We start from the raw sequence: 13,805 nt of genomic DNA on the forward strand, positions 1-13,805 counted from the left end.
CGTGACCACGACACCCAAGAGGAAACGCCTGCCGCTCACCGTCATCGGCGGCTTCCTGGGCGCGGGCAAGACCACGCTGCTCAACCGCTGGCTGCGCGAGGCGAACGGGCTGCGCATGGCGGTGCTGGTGAACGATTTCGGCGCGCTCAACATCGACGCCGACCTCATCGCCGCCACGCACGGCGACACCATGGCGCTGACCAACGGCTGTGTCTGCTGCCAGATCGGCGACGACCTGGGCCGCGCGCTGGTGGAAGTGATCGAGGCGAAGACGCCGTTCGACGCGGTGGTGATCGAGGCCAGCGGCGTGTCGGACCCCTGGCGCATCGCGCAGATCGGCATGGCCGCGCCGGAGCTGAGCCTGGAGGGCGTGATCGTGCTGGTCGATGCGAGCGCGGCGGCACGACAAGCGCACGACCCGCTGCTGGCGGACACGCTGGCACGGCAGGTGAAATCGGCCGACCTCGTGGTGGTGAACAAGGCGGACATCGCATCCGCCGAAGCGCTGGCCGGCGCCCATGCCTGGGTCGAGGCGACCGCGCCGGGCACGCCGCGCATCGGGACCGTGGAATCGGCCGTACCGCTGGCGCTGCTGTCGGGGTTGCCGCATGCGGAGGGCGCCTTGCCGCATGCCTGCGGGCCCGACTGCCATGACCATCATCACGACCATGGCGCACCCGATCACGGCGGCGTGTTCCAGACATGGAACGCACGACCCGACGCGGTGATTCCCGCCGCCATGCTGCGCGCCTGGCTGCGAGAGATGCCGCCCGGCGTGCTGCGCCTGAAGGGCCTTGTGCGCACCGGCCGCGGCGACGCGGGCGACGAGTGGTCGGAGCTGCAGTTCGCCGGCCGCCACGGCACGCTGCGCAAGGCTGCGGCGCCGGCCGGCGAAGCGCGCGCGGGCGTCGTCGCCATCGGCCTGCGCGGGCAGCTGCCTGAAGAAGCGCTGAAGGCTTTCTTCACGCCCTGAGCCGAGTCATGTTGCAATCGCAGGCTTGTTCTTCTTCATCAAAGCACAGGCAGCGGCAGACGCATGACGACGACCTCTTCTTCTCTCCTGATCCGTCCTCCGGTGGCGCAAGACTACGCGGCGTGGAGGCCGCTCTGGGACGGCTACAACGCCTTCTACGGACGCGAGGGGCCGACGGCCCTGCCCGATGAGATCACGCAGGTGACGTGGCGGCGCTTCTTCGATGCCTACGAGCCGGTGCATGCATTGGTTGCGGAACGTGACGGGCAACTCGTCGGCCTGACGCACTACCTTTTTCATCGCAGCACCAACCGCATCGAGCCGACCTGCTATCTGCAGGACCTGTTCACGCTGCCTTCGGAGCGCGGCCGGGGCGTCGGCCGCCAGTTGATCCACGGCGTCTACGAGCGCGCGAAGCAGGCGGGCGGCCATCGGGTGTACTGGCAGACGCATGTGACGAACACGGCCGGGCGCACGCTGTACGACAAGGTCGCGTCGCACGACGGGTTCATCGTCTACGGCACGCTGGTCTAGTTCCAGCCGCTCTAGTACTTGATCGTCACGCCGGCTTTCACGCCGTTGTTGGCCTTGCCGTCCGACGACACGCCGCCGGTGAGCGACACGTTGCCACCTGTGCTCGCGCCCAGCGAGTAGGTCGGCCGGGGCGTGGAGGTGTCGGTGCCGATATAAGCGCCGCTACCGTCGCGCCGTTCGACGCCCACGGTCGCCCCTGTCGTGTAGGCCGATGTTTCGGTGGGGTTGACGTTGGGCGCCACGTACACGGTGCCCTTGTCGTCGCTGTCCACGGGCAGCTTCACGGGTTCGGCGACAGCCGAAGCGACTGCGCAGTACGCGGCCACGCCCAGGCACGCGAGGATCGGTTTGCTCATCATGCGCGCATGCTCGCTTGCGGCGCTCCTGCGGTCTGTAGGACGGAAGGAAGCGCGCCGGCCGGAGATGTCGGCGCGTGTTTTTCAGGCCCAGCCGTGGTTGAACAGGAAGAACGCGGCCATCACCCACAGCAGCAGCGCGAGATGCGTGTGCTGCAAGCTCTCCTGGCGAATCCAGTAGGCGAACCACAGGCCGCCGAGATGCATCGCGAACAGCAAGCCCGCGAAGGCGCTGAGGCCCGCGTTCAGCCAGGGAAGCGCCGCATCGATACCGCCGCCGAAGAGCAGCGTGCCGCTGCCGATCCAGAACGCGGCCGCGCCCGCCAGTTGCAGCGCCAGCACCACCAGCAGCGCCGCGCGATGCAGCGCTGGCGAACGCATCCTGCGCGTCAGCAAGGGCGTATCGACCGCGGGCTCGGTGAGCAGCGGTGCCATCGACATGGTGCCGCCCACTGCGCCGGCCGATCCCGCGAAGCCGCGCCAGTTGTTGATCACCGCGATGGAGAGCCACAGCGTCATGCCGAGCGCGTGCAGAGACTGGAAGAGCCAGATGGAGGTGGGGAGATTCATCGGGGAAGCCTGCGGCTTTAATTTCAAAGACTATTCTTTGATAATAAGCCACACGAGAAGGACGCACGCCGATGAATCCGCAGAAAACCACCCCGCCCGGCCCTTCACCCGAAACACTGGAACGCATGCTGGCGGCCGGCCGCGACAGCGCCCTGCTGCGCATGAGCCTGGCACTGGCCTACCACCGGCGGCAAGACCCGCAGACCGCGCTGGCGCATGCCGGCAAGGCCATCGAACTCGACCCGGACTTCACTGCGGCCCACCGGCTGCAAGGTCTGATCGCGTTGGACCTGGGCGACAACGCGAAGGCCGAAGCGGCATTCGAGAAGGCGCTCGAGGTGGCGCAACGCCGTGGCGAGCTTCAGCTGGTGAAGGAGCTGAGCGTGCGCCTGCGCCGGCTGCGCCCCAAGGCGCCGCCCGCTACAGCTCGCTCAGCGGAATGAACGGCGCGACCAGCCGCAGCTTGAAGCGTTGCCATGCGGTGGTCTCGGGCGGCACGTCGTAGACCGTTTCCTTGCCGTTGTCGTCTTCCTCGACCCACTCGACGTTCCGCCCGGATGCATCGAGCCGCAGACGGTAGGTGCTGCCCGCGTCCGCGAAGCTCTCCAGCTGCAGCGCCATTTCGGGGCTGTCGATGATCAGGCCCAGTTCGGTGTTGAGCCGGGCCGAACGCGGGTCGAGGTTCATCGAGCCGAGGAACACCTGCTTGTGGTCCACGATGCCGTTCTTCATGTGAAGCGCGCCCGTGCGATGGCCGAAGATGCCCAGCTTGCCGCGCTTCACGCTCAGCGTCGGGCTCAGCTCGTAGATGGTCACGCCGGCCTTGAGCAGGTCATGGATGTGCGGCCAGTAGCCCAGGTACACCCAGGCGTCATGTATGGCGACCCCTTTTGTTCATCTCCTCTGACATTCGCTGTCCGTGTTCATGAACAAACCGAGCACCGGTAAACGGCAGAGAACCTGAGGAAGCGCCATCACCTCACCCCGGTCGAGCACCGCGAGCGCGACCCGGTGCCGCACTTGACGATGGCCAGGCGGGCCCCCGCTGTCGCTGCACGGTGGTGCGCACCATCAGCGGTGCCTGCCGAGTAATCAACTTGCAGGCTCACAGAGCTGTAGTGAACTACATCGAGCGGCATCGCCTCGACGCCCTCAGAGCCATGGCGCCGTAGTCGAAGAATGCAGTGGTACTCGAGCCGACAAGGGCCGAAGACACCTTCTTAATCTGTAGCGAAGCCCAATAACTGCTCCAGATCGGCCCTCGCCCGAACCCGCGCGACCGCAAGCAACGTCACAAACCCACCTGTTTCATACATACAACGTTTTTGATCAAAATCGTTTTTATGTCGTTTTAGCAAAAACGCAACGCTGGAATGATGGTAGAGGAGTCCCGCAACGGGCGGGACGTTACAAGAAGGAGCTTGGACATGAGTGACGTCCTTTCAGTGTTTTGTTCGCGTCCGAGGCGCCAGGGATCCGCTGCGCGCTTGCCGACCTCGATTCATCCGTATACCGGCAGCCTTCAAGACACGCGGGCCCCTCGAAGCCCGAGCACCCCTTGGCGCCTACCAATACTCTCCGTGTCATACGGGACAGGTAGGGACCCGTCGAAGTACCGCAGCCGCCGGAGCCTTTTTCCGGGACGTGCTGCTGCATCTGCTCGCAAGGCAATCTGAGCAGTCGGGCCGTCAGATGGCTGAATCACCAGTGCTGAAAACCGCTGCATTTTCGAGTTCCGCCAAGAGCCCTGAAGAGCTCTTCGCCGGTGCTGATCTGAGCTTGTTCTTTGTGGAAGAAAACGACGAAGCGTTAAAGCGCGGCCAGCCCATCTTCTTCATAGATGGGCCAACCATCTTCCCTGAACCCACACTATTTATCAATGAGAACTACGTCGCGTTGGGTGGCGCACCTAGCAAAGACGCATTGAACAAACGCGGATACCAACTTAAATCTTGGTTCGAATTCTGCCAAAGCATCGGAGTCTACTGGGCGAATGCAAACGCTGAAACAAGGCGGCTCTTTCGTGATGCCTATACGGAGGCTATATCACCAAAAACAGGCCGGCCCTATGACTTAAAAGGGGTTAAGGATGCAATGGTCGTTATTCAGAAGTTCTACCAGTACTGCAGGGAAAGAGGTTGGTATTTTGGTGACATTGGAACGCAATCGGAGCAAAGTGCCGCTCCGCGATGGTCACAAGGTACAAGCGATGGGCAATGGAAAAATACAAAGGCTCGGGACCGTGACCTTCCTAAGGTTCCTCGTAGCGACAAAATCCACCCATTAACGGTCGTAAATCTTCGAACACTGTTGCACCACGTAGGGCCGCGAGCCAGCGAGCGCGGAAGTGCCGACAGATTGTCGCGTGACCGACTCGCATTCGATTTGGGATGGGTAGTGGGCCTCCGACTGGCAGAAATTATCAGTTTGAATGCCTTGCAATTCCAGAGCTTAAATCCCGACGCAGACACGCCGCTCGTCGACTTGAGCATCTCAGTAACTGGGAAAAATAAAAAAACGCGCCAAGTAACCATTCCAACATGGTTAGTTCTCGACGCCCTGTCGTACATAGACGGGGAGCGATCAGAAGCGCTAAATGGTATGACAAAAAAAGCAACAAATCAATTGCTGGTTGTTGGAACAAATGCCACAAAAAATCACGGAGCGCCTCTTGGAAAAGATGCACTTCAAAAAGTCATCCGCAAAGCCTGCTTCGACACCGGACTACTAGAAAAAATCGAAAAAAATGACACGAACTCAAAGCAAAAGTTCATCGCGCATATTCCAAAACATTCAATGCACGACCTAAGGCATACATACGCAGTCTACCAATACATCATTGAAGTCAAACTTGGCAACCCCGAGCCATGGAAAAAAATCCAATCTCAACTGGGGCACTCGGCTTTATCCACGACTATAGATACCTATCTCAAGCACGTTCAATTGTTCAGCTCGTTTAGAGGCGTTGTGGACGTTTTGAAGGCTATCAAAACATGAAAAAAAGTGACAAAGACTCGTCCGGTAGTAGCGTTGGGCGACAGTTCATAAACTCACGTACAAAAAAAGCCACCGACCTCACCAGCTTGGATCTATCTAGGGTATCTCGCAGTATATCGGACACCGGTCAGCCAACCCTTTTTGCCATTTTTCCCAGGTCCGGTGGAAAAGCCCCGCAAAGCGTCAACATCTCATTTCTCCTCCAATTTCCAAACCTCGAGCCGATATTTAGCAAGGCCATTTCGATCAGAGGCGCCCCTCTGTCGGCCCTAAGTCGCGTCGAGATGGTCGGCGAGCTTCACCGAGGATTGTTCGCCTATCTAAAAGAAAAGAAATACTTCAATTTATTACCGTCAGATTTAGACGACGAATTCTTCATTGCTTTAAGCGCATATATACGAAATCAAAAAAATAGAAACGGGAAAAATATATCCGACTCTTCGGTGAGAAACCGTATAAATAGCCCGAGAAATGTTTTAAGCGGCTTCGAAGAAGGGGCATTCTCCACCGTCGCAAGCTTAATTGCAGAAGCCGTTCCATTGAATACAAAAATAAATAGAGCCCCTAAAGATCAAAATCCGACCGAGCTGATTGATTTCGACCATTTTTTACAGATTTTAGAAGCAGCTGAGCGAGAAATTCTTGCTAGCGATGAAAAATATTACGCCTCGCAGAACATTCTCACCCATGCACGAGCAGCACTTAGAAAACTGAAGACCCAGCCGACGCGCCGCGATTACTTGCGGCGAGAGATAGCGATCGCAGTGCTCGACAAAATTTATCCAGCCTGCGTGCCTGGTTATCGAATAATTGCGGAAAAAGATCGCGCACTGAGTGCCGCCGTAAAGAGATTTCACGGGGGCATATCCGAGGTGTTTCAGCCCCGCGCACGGGAAATGGTCCCATTTGCAATTTTATTAGCTACATGCACTTTCTTTAACCCGGACACCGTTCTGACAACGGGCTGGTCAGGCATCGATTTAAATGCTGAACAGCTAGGCGATCCAGCAATCAAGATTAGTTCATTGAAGCCAAGGGCGGGCGCCGTGCAAACGGTACTTATTGACGCAAACCCATACGATTCTATCGCACTCAGCATTGACAGAGCGCTTGACATATTAAACAGAATTACGCTAAGAATTCGCCCTGCCGTCGACAATATGCACTCCGACAGAATATTCATATACGTTCCGGAGGGACAAGTGCATTCCAAAAGTTTTGGCGGACTCGGCGGCATCTACGGGGCATCCCAAGACATCAATTGGCAACACGTCCTAAAACAATTTATTAGTGACAATAAACTGAAAAAGTTTACGCTCGGTCAGATTAGGCCTACGTTGCTTGAATGGACCCAGCATTCGACTGGGTTTCTCGACGATGCCAAGAAGGCAGCTCAGCACAGCTCAAGTGTTACGACATGGACCCATTACACCAGTGACGCAATCCGAAAGAAATATCGCGAACAGGTTGGAATGATTTTGCTCGTAAAGGAACGTTGGCTAAATTCCAACGGCGCAATAGACCCGCGAGATCGTTTGCACCCCGGTGGATACGCAGCCGCAACTCCTGGCTTCGGATGCCTTGACCCATTTGACAGTCCACGTCCTTCACAAGAGAAGGGCAAGATCTGCAGAGACTATGGCGCATGCCCGGGTTGCGAAATGGCGTGCGCATATCCTGATGACCCTCAGAGCGCTGCTTACTACATCGGATTGGAGGAGGCACTATATATAAGTGTCAGTTCCATGAGTTCCGCAACGTGGCTCAAATGCTGGGCTCCTATTCTGGCAGCACTTCAACAATTAATCAAAATCATCCCGCGAGCGATTCGAATCGCTGCAGACAAAATAAAAGTAACAATGCCAAAGGTGGGTTAATGTCAAAAATATTGATTGAAAGTAATGGCGAAGACTTAACACCACGTTCGCCCTATGGGTTGACGGAAAATCAGCTTAAAGACTTTCCAGTCTCTACGTTGAGCGTCTTCGGCCAGATGCGCTGGAAGTTCGCGAATCGGACTCCTGGCGCGGCGGCGTGCGTTTCAACCATCGATTGGGCTTTGAAGCTTGAAGACGGAAGCAGCCTTACAGACAAGCGGCACTCAACACGACTTTTTTGGGCAAAACGCTTTGTTCTTACTTTGATTGTCTCGCCAGCGAGCGGTCAAGCTCCCTCGCCAGGCAGCTTTGGGAGAATACAAAGAAACCTAACTTGCTTAATTTCTTGGATGTCACTACACGGACTGTCTGAGCCGTGTGAATTAAACCAAAAAATTATTGATTTGTACATCCAAGAACTCCCGACATTTCTTAATACCGATCCAGAACTCACAGGCGAAAGCCCATACGTTGACGCATTAACTGCCCTCATCCATCTTTGGAATCAAAGGTCCGCGCTCAAAAAATTTGGCATTAAGTCACTTCCCGCACATCCCTTCAAAGGCTTAGGCGCAATTACTATCGCGAGAAGTATTGCTCAAAAAGCGCGGGGGTGGATAAAGCCTTTGCCGGATGAGATCGCAATCCTTATCTTGAACAAGGCAGCAAGTCTTTTATCAGCTCCCGCTCAGGACATGTCGAAGCTCGTAAAGATTTTTGAAGATCACGAAGCAGGACAGATTGTTTCTATAGACAATGGCCGAGGAGGAACTCGCAGCCAGGTGGCCGGCAAGGGAAATGCCGCAAGAATAAATCGCATGAAAAGGGCACTGAATAGTTTTCAGTTTAGCAAGATCGAAGGCGACACTGACCCGTGGCATCAACCATTAGATGAAAAATACGGGGACAATGCTCCGCACACATCAATGAGATTCACAAGGCTCGCTCAGCTATGGACCGCATTCCGTGACGCATGCGCAATTATAATTCTTGCACTTTCCGGAATGAGAATGTGCGAGCTTCTTGGAATTAAGGCCGGCGTAGATCCGACAACCGGCCTGCCTAAAGGAGTACGCATTGAGAGGAGTGTGACTGGGCTTTTTGAATGGTTTGTTATCCGCACCCAATTATCTAAAGGTACAAACGGTTTTCCAAAAGAAGTCGATTGGGTGCTAGGAATGCGGCCGGTAGGAGGCAGCGAAATTCCAATTGCAGTAAATGCTTTGCTTTTCCTGAACACGCTTTATGCGCCCTGGCAGCAAAACGCTTCGACAGATCTTTTGATTTTAGGCATGGAAGAAGTCTACGGAAAGTTACCGACGAAAAGTCGCATTTTGCGCGGCATTTACGCCAGCACACTGACCCGATCAATTAAGGGATTTATTAGCTCTTGGGTCGACTTTTCGAAGCTACCAGACAACAGCAAACGACTTCCCGGCCAAAGTGAGCTTGTTCCTTGGAAAAAAACCGGTGGTGTTCCTTTCAAACCAACCGCACTAAGAAAGACGTGGGCTAGCTTTACGATTCGATGCAATCCGAAGCTCTTGCCAGTTATTAAAATGCAGTTTCACCACGCGCAACTTGCCACAACCGAGTCGGCCTACATTGGGAACAACCCCTTATATCAAGAAGTTTTAGATTCCGTAAATGTACAGTTTAGGAACAGCATGATTTATGAAATGGTGTTTGGGACGTCTACATTTAGCGGTCAAATGGGAGAGCAATTAAAAAAGGAAGCTAAGAAACTTAAAAAAATCAGCAAATCTCTCGCGCTGACTGAGCGCTGGAAGACGGTCGCTGATTGGTGCGATGCGAACCGCCTTTCATTCTTTTTTAACCCTTATTCAACGTGCAATCCCACACGAAAAGGGGACATGCGATGCCACAACCAATCTGGCACGCCGATTTGGCTGAGAAACAAGCCTAATTTTGACAATCGCTCTCCCCAACTGTGCGCTGGATGCAAGTGTGGAATCATCGATGCGAGTCACAAGCCATTTTGGTCCGAGCGCTACCTAGAGTATTCGCAGATTCTTAAAGATTGCGAAGTTAGTCGATCCAAGGATGACAATGGCTTTGCCGTCATCCGTTTTCGAACCGATCAAGCAAGGGCTGTTTTGAGGCGCATGGGCGAAGATGTTGATGCGATGGCGTAATTTCTCTGTCGGAGCCCCTTACGCATATTTTTCCAATTAAGATTTTTTCCATTCTTTCGACTAGAGATTCAGACATGCCAAAGCTCAAAAAGGCACCGCCCGCAATTGATCAAATTGAGAAAGATTTCGAGGAAGCGGTTCAGCGATTGACCGAGGGAAAGCCGGTGTCAAAAAGGTTGCAATCTTTAATGCGAAAGGGAACGCTTAAAGTTACGCTATCGAACGTCGCGGAAGAAGCTGGGCATTCGCGAACGCTCATAAGCATGGAAAATTGCAAATACCCAAAGATTCGGATACTGGTAGATGAAGTAAACGGAAAGGCCCCGGCAATTCCTCAGACACTAACAGATCTCGTAAAATTACTTCGAGCAACAAAAGCGGAGCTTTCGACAAAGCTCAAACATTCGCAAGCAGAAAGCGCTAAACATTTTCTTGCGCGTGAGAATGCTGAAAAGCGGATTGCTGCGAACGATCAAATCATCGCAAACCTTCGCAAACGGCTTCAGGAACTCAATCAGAAGTTCGCAGTGATCAGCAGCGATTAGGTCCCGTCTCCTGGATAGCGTTTCTCTGAAAGCCCCTAAAGCGCACACCTAGTGGGATAAGAGCCTGCTGGCGATTTTTGGCGCTGACCATCGCGCCATTGCACGCTGGTCTGGCGGTCAATGGAGCGACCTTGATCCAAGCGCAGCGCTGTGTCTGTCACCGCCCGCTCGCGACTCATCATCGCAACTCGCTACTTTCTAGCCCAGGTGAGGCCCAGACCAGTGCTTTCTATGGCGATAACTGTTCACAACAGCCGCGTCGATGGTCAAAACTGAAAGCAGCGATGAGTCCGAGGGCGGTGATCCCGTGGGCACGCGGGCGGGAACACAGAACACCGGGAGTTAGTTCAGGTAGCTGTCCGATGCATTCGTAGATACGTGGCGGAATTTTTCGAGTTGGCACTCAGCTCAAAGGAGTGCCACCTGCGAAATTGGCGGCCTTAGATGCAGGCGTCGGTGCTGTTGTTGTCGATTTCTGTCGATTTCCATTGAGGATGGAATTTTTTTCACTGGGAATGGAACTGTGATTTCTTTGAAATCAACCACTTAGAGGTGTGTTTCTGTCCCGGCCGCCGTCCAGCTCGCCAAATTTGACCCCTAACGTCAGGATTTGCTCGGTGAGCCATGTCGGCGCGCGTAAGGGTGCCAGCGTCGCGCGTCGCTACCTGCGCCTATCGTGATCCATGGCGGCACTCCTCTTTCCCGTCGGATCGCATGGCGTAGCTTGAAGCCCTGCAGGAGGTGCGCATTCCAGTTGCACTCGTCGAGTCTTTGCCAGGCTGGGGCAGACGGGCCAGACCGGGCCCGGCTCGAGCGCGGCAGAATGCTCTCCGAGGGCCGCACTCGGCCAAAAGGAGTCAGTCGCGCATGCGGTCTGATTTCGCCCAGAAGCGGACGTTGAGGAACCGGAATGATTGCATCGCAAGTGCGCGACGAGTTGCTCCAGGCGGAGCATGTTCTCGATACGAAGTTCTCGTTCGATCAGGCTGAGCCGTTCTATCGGCGCTGCCTTGCGCACATCGAATCTGCACCGCAAGACCGCGAGGCCATTGAGCAGCTCCTGATCCGGCTGTTCCGCGAGCGGCAGATCAGCAGCGAGCCATTGGCGTACCTAATGCACGTTCTCCGGTGGGAAAGTGTGCGCCACGCAATCGAGGCGGACCTACGAAGCCAAACTGCGCCCATCATCACCGGTGTCGAGCACGGAAAGGTGCTGGATGGCTTCGAGACGGATTGGGGCAACAAGGTGTTCTACCGTTTCTCGTGACAGCCTGTGCTCGGCATGAAGCGCCACAGGATCCATCGGGCATCTAGCTGTCTAGCTCCTGTGGCACGATTCGGCCAGAAGCTGTCGTCTATCGCCGGGGACTGTCGTCGTCACGAACTGCCCCCGCAACACGATTGAGTGGGGAATTTTGTTTGACGCGGTGAGCCGAGGTGCATTGCCACCGACCTAGGCCGTGGAACATATTGAACGCCCGCCCTAATCGAGCCGGCTTCCGCACAAATCGAAATGGTCTAGCCTCCTAGAAGCACCGAGCTAGCGTTCAGTGAGGCGTGCGCCCTTTATGACCGCAGTCGCCTCATCTCGCAGCCCCTTTGAGACATTGATGGCTGCGTACTCGTGCAAGACGACCGTGGCGTTCCGCATGTAGACGTGGTAGCGAACGCCCGCAAGCTTTGCGCCCGTCGGGTCTCTGTAGCTCATCGCTTGAGAAACGGCGAGCTTGCCTCCGACATCTTCCAAAGCTGCTGGACCGAACTCGATCTCCGAAGCTCCTGCCCGACGAAGGACTGCGGTGAAGCTGCGTGAGTAGCCCTCGCCAAGGGTGTTGATCTGCGCAGGAGTTAGCTTCCTGATCTCTGCCTGAGATGCTTCAGCGGCCATGATCATTGCCCCCAGAGTTACCGCGCCGGTACTGTCGGCTTTTCGAGCGGTTAATGTTTCGACGCGCGGGACCGCAATACCCTGGTTCTTGGCCATCTGGTCTCTTCCGCGTTCGATACGTTGCAGTTCCGCTGCGCCAGGCACGCTCCAGCCTTTCGGGAGAGATATCTCTACACTGTCGCCGACTTGGTACTCGGTTCTTGTTGCAATCTGGGTGAGGCCAGTTGTGGGGAACAGCAATGCGGCTGTCAGAGTCAGTACGGCCAGTTGCCCCTGAATGAAAAAGCGAAGAATGTGCATTTATGTATCCGGTTGCGACCGAATGCTGCCATAAAACGCCGGCCCCGCTGGAACCTGGTTGTGCCTTCAAGGGGCGCCGGAATGGCTGCTCTGCGGCGAGGGCAATGTCGTCTTGGGGCCCGAAGGAGACGTAGCGTCGTCGCGATAGCGGACGTTGGGGGGACGAGTCGGCTTGGCGCTGTCGATGTCGATGTCGAAAGAGTCGCGCTCTGCAACTACACCCGCTGCCTCCCATTTCTTCATCTGCATGCGAGAGACCCTCCTTTTCTGGCCCGCGCTAGGCGCAGCGACGCATTCGCCTCCAGAGGGTCAAATGCGCGACGCTATGTCATCGACGGCCGAGTCGAGTGCTTTCTTGATGCTAGCGGCCATGTTGGCATTGGTGTTCGGTGTTTGGCCGGTATTGATGTACACAACGGCTTGTCGCGACGTATACGTGCTCCCGGCAATCTGCAGCCTGATAGTGGTATCGATGAAAGGAAGGGACTTGTCCATTGCCTCGACGATTGCAGCTCCTACCGAGCCACCGACTGCCGCCCCGACCGCGATGCGCCGTGATAATGCCTGCTGGTTATTGAGAATGACCGCCTGTTCAACCTGCACGGTCTTTCCTGCCAAACGGCTGTCGGCCTTCTGCCGAAGCCTGGCTTCTATATAGGCAATTCGGTCTGGTTGAATTTCCACGTCCCCGATTCGATAGATGCCGTAGTTGTCGTTGGAGACCACAAGAGAAAGAAATTCAGACTTCTTTTCTTCCGGGGCACGTTTATCTACAACAGTGAACCGGTCGCCTTGAACTGCCTCACGCTCAAGCTGGCTGTAGACCAATGGGGCCGGTGTTGCGCAACCTGAGAGGAGCAAACACAAGGCCAACGCACTCACCGCAAGAGAGTTGTCGATGCGAGGTTTCATTCGTCGGTTTTTGGACATTAAGCCAAGTTGGTGATGGACCTGCAGACGGGTAGACACTTTTGTGATTGTCAGCAGCCGCACAGGGGTGTGCACGCGCTTCGCAAGAGGCCAGCGTCAGGTTCGAAGCAGAACGTTGTGCGAGCGCCGCAAAGGTCTGCTACCTGGCGATTTCTGCAGCGCAGCCGACCGACAGCTCATAGCCGGATTCTGCCGGGCGCGCCTTCAGTCGTGAAGGCTGACCTGGATGCTGATTCCAGGATGCCGCTTTTCGAGTCCACGTAGCCACGCCGACAGTTCGCAGCCCTCATCGCGATAGAGCGCGGCCAAACGAGGAAGACCGATGACCGTGACCTTGACCGGAAGCGAAGGTTCTGAGCCAGCCACCAAGCTCTCACGCAGGAATTCCCACGTGAGCTCACGGTCAAGGGACAGGCCGAGAAAGCGCGCCACGGCCTGTCGCACGTATAGCGGTGATGTGGCGCCGCTCACGTCAAGCACCGATTTCCTAGTCTCCATCAACATCCTCGTCTATTGAGCGTCCGGTTGCGGGCGAATTCTGCGTCGGCACCGAACGGCAGGTCCTGGCCGTTCCCGGCCTTAGAGGGTCAGCGCGCTCCGAACATGACATCGGAGCGCAGCGCGTATTTGATGCCCTTCAGAACCTCGGCACCCTCGTGTATCAGACCATGTGTTGGCG

15 protein-coding genes are annotated in these 13,805 nt (G+C 56.0%); 8 read left to right on the plus strand and 7 right to left on the minus strand.

Annotation, left to right across the window (positions count from 1 at the left end; translation table 11 throughout):
* Window position 1 precedes the first annotated feature (1 nt).
* Both L3V85_RS33470 and L3V85_RS33475 read left to right on the plus strand, forming a co-directional pair.
* On the plus strand, window positions 2-973 hold the full coding sequence (locus tag L3V85_RS33470; RefSeq protein ID WP_237676864.1) for a CobW family GTP-binding protein: 972 nt from the start codon (window positions 2-4) through the stop codon (window positions 971-973).
* A 63-nt stretch (window positions 974-1,036) separates the two neighbouring features.
* Entirely contained in the window at window positions 1,037-1,507 is a 471-nt protein-coding gene (locus tag L3V85_RS33475; RefSeq protein WP_237676865.1) for a GNAT family N-acetyltransferase, read from the plus strand.
* A gap of 11 nt (window positions 1,508-1,518) precedes the next feature.
* Here the strand turns inward: L3V85_RS33475 and L3V85_RS33480 are convergent, their stop codons facing one another.
* Together L3V85_RS33480 and L3V85_RS33485 are read right to left on the minus strand one after the other, a co-directional pair.
* Window positions 1,519-1,866 carry a hypothetical protein gene (locus L3V85_RS33480; RefSeq protein WP_237676866.1) on the minus strand — a complete coding sequence of 116 codons (348 nt, stop codon included), beginning with the start codon at window positions 1,864-1,866 and terminating at the stop codon, window positions 1,519-1,521.
* 81 nt (window positions 1,867-1,947) lie between these two features.
* Entirely contained in the window at window positions 1,948-2,433 is a 486-nt protein-coding gene (locus tag L3V85_RS33485; RefSeq protein WP_237676867.1) for a DUF2165 family protein, read from the minus strand.
* A 71-nt stretch (window positions 2,434-2,504) separates the two neighbouring features.
* Between L3V85_RS33485 and L3V85_RS33490 the strand changes: the two genes are divergently transcribed.
* Complete coding sequence (locus L3V85_RS33490) at window positions 2,505-2,876, plus strand: tetratricopeptide repeat protein (RefSeq protein WP_237676868.1); 372 nt, start codon at window positions 2,505-2,507, stop codon at window positions 2,874-2,876.
* On the opposite strand, the gene L3V85_RS33495 is transcribed toward L3V85_RS33490, so the two are convergent.
* A complete protein-coding gene (locus L3V85_RS33495) occupies window positions 2,854-3,297 on the minus strand; it encodes a phospholipase D-like domain-containing protein (protein ID WP_237676869.1) in 444 nt (147 codons plus the stop codon). The genes L3V85_RS33490 and L3V85_RS33495 overlap by 23 nt on opposite strands.
* A 780-nt stretch (window positions 3,298-4,077) precedes the next feature.
* On the opposite strand from L3V85_RS33495, the gene L3V85_RS33500 reads away from it, so the two are divergent.
* The 5 genes from L3V85_RS33500 (at window position 4,078) to L3V85_RS33520 (ending at window position 11,275) form a co-directional block, all read left to right on the plus strand.
* Entirely contained in the window at window positions 4,078-5,430 is a 1,353-nt protein-coding gene (locus L3V85_RS33500) for a tyrosine-type recombinase/integrase (RefSeq protein WP_237676870.1), read from the plus strand.
* 284 nt (window positions 5,431-5,714) lie between these two features.
* Window positions 5,715-7,307, plus strand: coding sequence for a hypothetical protein (locus L3V85_RS33505; protein WP_237676871.1), 1,593 nt, complete (start codon window positions 5,715-5,717; stop codon window positions 7,305-7,307).
* Window positions 7,190-9,463 (plus strand): integrase, encoded by a 2,274-nt coding sequence (locus L3V85_RS33510; protein ID WP_237676872.1) that lies wholly within the window; start codon window positions 7,190-7,192, stop codon window positions 9,461-9,463. Before L3V85_RS33505 ends, L3V85_RS33510 begins: the two co-directional genes overlap by 118 nt.
* A gap of 74 nt (window positions 9,464-9,537) precedes the next feature.
* Window positions 9,538-10,008, plus strand: a complete 471-nt coding sequence (locus tag L3V85_RS33515; protein WP_237676873.1) for a hypothetical protein — start codon at window positions 9,538-9,540, stop codon at window positions 10,006-10,008.
* Window positions 10,009-10,918: 910 nt separating this feature from the next.
* Window positions 10,919-11,275, plus strand: coding sequence for a hypothetical protein (locus L3V85_RS33520; protein ID WP_237676874.1), 357 nt, complete (start codon window positions 10,919-10,921; stop codon window positions 11,273-11,275).
* A gap of 273 nt (window positions 11,276-11,548) precedes the next feature.
* Here L3V85_RS33520 and L3V85_RS33525 read toward each other — a convergent pair whose 3' ends face one another.
* The 4 genes from L3V85_RS33525 to L3V85_RS33540 form a co-directional block, all read right to left on the minus strand.
* Window positions 11,549-12,196 (minus strand): hypothetical protein, encoded by a 648-nt coding sequence (locus L3V85_RS33525; RefSeq protein ID WP_237676875.1) that lies wholly within the window; start codon window positions 12,194-12,196, stop codon window positions 11,549-11,551.
* A gap of 66 nt (window positions 12,197-12,262) precedes the next feature.
* Window positions 12,263-12,445, minus strand: a complete 183-nt coding sequence (locus tag L3V85_RS33530) for a hypothetical protein (protein WP_237676876.1) — start codon at window positions 12,443-12,445, stop codon at window positions 12,263-12,265.
* A 60-nt stretch (window positions 12,446-12,505) separates the two neighbouring features.
* Window positions 12,506-13,108: a hypothetical protein gene (locus L3V85_RS33535; RefSeq protein WP_237676877.1), complete on the minus strand. Its 603-nt coding sequence runs from the start codon at window positions 13,106-13,108 to the stop codon at window positions 12,506-12,508.
* Window positions 13,109-13,330: 222 nt separating this feature from the next.
* Entirely contained in the window at window positions 13,331-13,597 is a 267-nt protein-coding gene (locus L3V85_RS33540) for a hypothetical protein (protein WP_237676878.1), read from the minus strand.
* Between the last annotated feature and the right edge of the window lie 208 nt (window positions 13,598-13,805).

Source organism: Variovorax paradoxus, assembly GCF_022009635.1.
GTDB lineage: Bacteria > Pseudomonadota > Gammaproteobacteria > Burkholderiales > Burkholderiaceae_C > Variovorax.

Excerpts from the sequence above, each read along its gene's own strand:
- L3V85_RS33475 (WP_237676865.1), top strand. The coding sequence starts at position 1,037 with ATGACGACGACCTCTTCTTCTCTCCTGATCCGTCCTCCGGTGGCGCAA.
- L3V85_RS33480 (WP_237676866.1), bottom strand. The coding sequence starts at position 1,866 with ATGATGAGCAAACCGATCCTCGCGTGCCTGGGCGTGGCCGCGTACTGC.
- L3V85_RS33485 (WP_237676867.1), bottom strand. The coding sequence starts at position 2,433 with ATGAATCTCCCCACCTCCATCTGGCTCTTCCAGTCTCTGCACGCGCTC.
- L3V85_RS33490 (WP_237676868.1), top strand. The coding sequence starts at position 2,505 with ATGAATCCGCAGAAAACCACCCCGCCCGGCCCTTCACCCGAAACACTG.
- L3V85_RS33505 (WP_237676871.1), top strand. The coding sequence starts at position 5,715 with ATGGTCGGCGAGCTTCACCGAGGATTGTTCGCCTATCTAAAAGAAAAG.
- L3V85_RS33515 (WP_237676873.1), top strand. The coding sequence starts at position 9,538 with ATGCCAAAGCTCAAAAAGGCACCGCCCGCAATTGATCAAATTGAGAAA.
- L3V85_RS33520 (WP_237676874.1), top strand. The coding sequence starts at position 10,919 with ATGATTGCATCGCAAGTGCGCGACGAGTTGCTCCAGGCGGAGCATGTT.
- L3V85_RS33525 (WP_237676875.1), bottom strand. The coding sequence starts at position 12,196 with ATGCACATTCTTCGCTTTTTCATTCAGGGGCAACTGGCCGTACTGACT.
- L3V85_RS33530 (WP_237676876.1), bottom strand. The coding sequence starts at position 12,445 with ATGCAGATGAAGAAATGGGAGGCAGCGGGTGTAGTTGCAGAGCGCGAC.
- L3V85_RS33535 (WP_237676877.1), bottom strand. The coding sequence starts at position 13,108 with ATGAAACCTCGCATCGACAACTCTCTTGCGGTGAGTGCGTTGGCCTTG.